The sequence below is a fragment of the Bifidobacterium sp. genome (assembly GCF_050874245.1).
GTDB lineage: Bacteria > Actinomycetota > Actinomycetes > Actinomycetales > Bifidobacteriaceae > Bifidobacterium.
Window position 1 is genome coordinate 1 of sequence record NZ_JBNMKH010000122.1, and the last position, 3,733, is coordinate 3,733.

3 protein-coding genes and 1 pseudogene are annotated in these 3,733 nt (G+C 59.4%); 1 reads left to right on the forward strand and 3 read right to left on the reverse strand.

Going from position 1 to position 3,733, the window contains the following annotated elements:
• Window positions 1–95 precede the first annotated feature (95 nt).
• Entirely contained in the window at window positions 96–1,082 is a 987-nt protein-coding gene (locus ACR0P8_RS08955; RefSeq protein ID WP_432624738.1) for a hemagglutinin, read from the forward strand.
• A gap of 74 nt (window positions 1,083–1,156) precedes the next feature.
• On the opposite strand, the gene glnA is transcribed toward ACR0P8_RS08955, so the two are convergent.
• The 3 genes and pseudogenes from glnA to ACR0P8_RS08970 form a co-directional block, all read right to left on the reverse strand.
• Complete coding sequence (gene glnA, locus ACR0P8_RS08960) at window positions 1,157–2,494, reverse strand: type I glutamate--ammonia ligase (RefSeq protein WP_026646220.1); 1,338 nt, start codon at window positions 2,492–2,494, stop codon at window positions 1,157–1,159.
• 261 nt (window positions 2,495–2,755) lie between these two features.
• Window positions 2,756–3,481, reverse strand: a complete 726-nt coding sequence (priA, locus tag ACR0P8_RS08965; RefSeq protein ID WP_432624737.1) for a bifunctional 1-(5-phosphoribosyl)-5-((5-phosphoribosylamino)methylideneamino)imidazole-4-carboxamide isomerase/phosphoribosylanthranilate isomerase PriA — start codon at window positions 3,479–3,481, stop codon at window positions 2,756–2,758.
• 102 nt (window positions 3,482–3,583) lie between these two features.
• Window positions 3,584–3,733, reverse strand: a pseudogene (locus tag ACR0P8_RS08970) (imidazole glycerol phosphate synthase subunit HisH); the annotation flags it as partial.

Sequence of the window (3,733 nt, forward strand, 5' to 3'; positions counted from 1 at the left end):
CGCACGGCATCGCTTACGTCAATCGATTGACGATTTACTTTCTTCAGGAAAGGATAAACCGCGCGCGATACAATACGGTACCGATGACACGCAAGATGACACGCAAAACCAATCGGAGCGGAAACAGCGGAGGCAAAACCGGCGGAAACCAGTCCAGCAACCGCAAAAACAGCAATCGTAAGACAGGCAATCGCAAATCCCTTATTCCAAAGAATCTTCGCCGAAAACTGCGTAAAACATGGAACAAGGCGAGTCTCAAACAACGCATCGGCATGATCGCCACGACACTGGTGGCGACGGTCGCGGCGATAGCCATCATCGCCGGCCTGATCCGCTTCGTCGGCTGGCGCGTGCAGATCAGCGAAGCGAAAGCGGCACAGAGCGAGATGCAATCGCTGTACGATTTCAATCCGGGAAACATCATATCCGACGGCGCGTTCTTCAACGGCAACGCACTGAGCGAGCGGCAGGTGCAGACCATCCTCGACCAGCAGGGCGCGGCGTGCACCGGCGACAAGTGCCTGAAGACCATGACGTTCACCACGCAATCGCAGGCGGCGGACGAATACTGCCGGACCTACGAGGGCAAGGAGAACGAAAGCGCCGCCGCGATCATCTACAAGGCGGGCAACGCGTGCGGCATCAGCCAGAAAGTGCTGCTTACCGTGCTGCAGAAGGAGCAGCACCTGCTCACCTCCACAGATCCAAGCGATTTCCAATTCAAATCGGCGATGGGCCTGAGCTGTCCGGATGACGCGAACTGCGATACGAAATACGCCGGATTCTTCAACCAGGTGTACGGTGCGGCGAAGCGATACCAGTACTACGTGCGTCATGAATCGCAATACGCCTACCACGCCGGCGCGCTCAACTACGTACGGTACAATCCGAACGCGGGTTGCGGCGGCAGCGACGTCTATATCGAGAACAAGGCGACCGCGCTGCTGTACATCTACACGCCCTACCAGCCGAATGAGGCCGCGCTGAAGGCCGGCGCCGGCGAAGGCGACGAGTGTTCGACTTATGGCAACCGCAATTTCGTAATCATCTACAATTCGATGTTCGGCAACCCACGCGGCTGAGACATCCCCGAAAGTGAACGAGGGGCCGTCATCCGGATGCCCCGGACAACGGTCCCTCGTGATCCATCGCGCGATCACAGCTTCGGCAGATACTTCTTCAGTTCGAACGGCGTGACCTGTCGACGATACTCGTTCCACTCCTGACGCTTGTTGCGCAGGAAGTATTCGAACGCGTGCTCGCCGAGGACGCTCGCGACGAAATCGGATTTCTCCATGATCTTCAGCGCCTCATCAAGCGATTCCGGCAACGGCTGGATGCCCATGGCCTGACGCTCGGCGTCGGTGAGCTCCCACACGTCGTCGCTGGTGGGCTCGCCCAGCTGCATTTGCTTGTCGATGCCGTCGAGACCGGCTGCGAGCAGCACGGAATACGCGAGGTACGGATTGGCGACCGGGTCGAGTGCGCGAAATTCCATACGTGCGGAATTGCCTTTGCCGGGCTTGTACTGCGGGATGCGCAGCAACGCGGAGCGATTGTTGTGGCCCCAGCAGATGTAGCTCGGCGCTTCGGCACCGCCCCACAGACGCTTGTAGGAGTTGACGTACTGGTCGGTGACAGCGCAAATCTCAGCCGCATGGTGCAGGATGCCGGCCGCGAACTGTCGTGCGGTGACGGACATGTTGAATTCCTGCCCGGCCTCGTAGAACGCGTTGGCGTCACCTTCGAACAGGCTCAAGTGCGTGTGCATGCCGGAGCCCGGAGCGTCGGCGAGAGGCTTCGGCATGAAGCTGGCATGAATGCCTCGCTCCAGCGAAATCTCCTTGACGACGGTGCGGAAGGTCATGATGTTGTCGGCCGTGGTGAGCGCGTCCGCATATCGCAGATCGATCTCGTTCTGGCCTGGCCCCGCCTCGTGGTGCGAGTACTCCACCGAGATGCCCATCTGCTCGAGCATGTTGACGGTGGCGCGGCGGAAGTCCATGCCGGGGCTGCGCGGCACATGGTCGAAGTAGCCGCCCTCATCGATTGGCTTCGGAGTCTGCGCCCAGTCATCCTGCTTTTCAAACAGATAGAATTCAATCTCCGGATGCACGTAGAAGGTGAAACCCTTCTCCTTGGCCTTGGCCAGCGCTTGCTTGAGCACGTGGCGCGGGTCACCCAAGGACGGCTCACCATCAGGCGTGAGCACGTCGCAGAACATGCGCGCGGTGCCCTGAGGACCACCTCTCCAGGGAAGAATCTGGAACGTCGACGGATCGGGTTTGACGATCATGTCGTCTTCGGACACACGGGTAAGGCCTTCCACCGCGGAACCGTCGAATCCGAGACCTTCCTCGAATGCCGCTTCCAATTCCGCCGGAGCGATGGCCACGGACTTCAGCGTTCCCAACACATCCGTGAACCATAGACGAATGAAACGCACGTCGCGTTCCTCGACCGTGCGCAAAGCAAACTCTTGCTGTTTATCCATAGTGCCCAATCGTTCCATGCGCATGTTACGAACATCGTTAACACGCGTCGTGTCGCACGATTCCGTTTTCAAGGCGAAATTTCGAATCGTGACACATCAACCGATATAGAAATACCCCCTTACCTTCCTCTCCACGCCGTTTTCGCATGGATTTTGAGAGTTGGGGGTATTGATATGGGGTCGACTGTGTCACAATTCGAAATTTCGATCTAAAAATCGAGTCGTGACACATTTGCGACTATTGAAACGCGCCAAATGCTCTCAGAGTGCGACTTCGAGCGCTTCCTCCAGCGTGAAGGCGCGCGCGTACAGCGACTTGCCGAGAATCGCGGAGTCCACGCCCAACTCGGCGAGCTCCTTGATGTTCCGCAGATCATCGAGCTTGGAGATGCCGCCGGACGCGGTGACCTTCGCATCGGTACGGGAGGCCACTTCGCGCAGCAGCTCGATGTTCGGGCCGCTCATCATGCCGTCGCGGGCCACATCGGTGACCACGTAACGGGAGCAACCGACGGAATCAAGGAACTTCATGGTCTCGAACAGGTCGCCGCCTTCCTTCACCCAGCCACGAGCGGCAAGGGTGTGTCCGCGCACGTCGAGACCAACGGCCACACGGTCGCCATACTTCTTGATGACGGAGGCGGTCCAGTCGGGATTCTCCAAGGCCGCGGTGCCGATGTTCACACGCGCCGCGCCGGCTTCCAAAGCCGCATCAAGCGACGCATCATCGCGTACGCCGCCGGACATCTCGATGTTGACCTTGTCGCCCAGCTCCTTAACGATGGCGCGCAGCTGGTCACGGTTGTTCCCAGTGCCGAACGCGGCGTCGAGATCGACCAGGTGAATCCATTCGGCACCCGATTCCATCCACGTGCGGGCGGCCTCCAGCGGGGAACCATAATCGGTTTCGGAGCCGGATTCGCCCTGACGCAGGCGCACGGCCTTGCCATCACGGACATCGACGGCGGGAAGCAGCGTCAAAGACATGTCTTACCTTTCGTTCCATATACCGGACGGTTTTTCGGCCGTCCGACGATTCTTGCGATTCTACGGTTTGTTTTGCGGATTGCGGCGTCCGCCATCATGCGGTCAGAACGTCGCGACCCAGTTGCGCAGCAGCTGGGCTCCGGCTTCTGCGGATTTCTCCGGATGGAACTGCGTGGCGAACAGCGGGCCGCGTTCGTATGCGGCGACGAAACGGCTGCGTCCGTACGTGCACCACGTCACATGCTCCTGCGC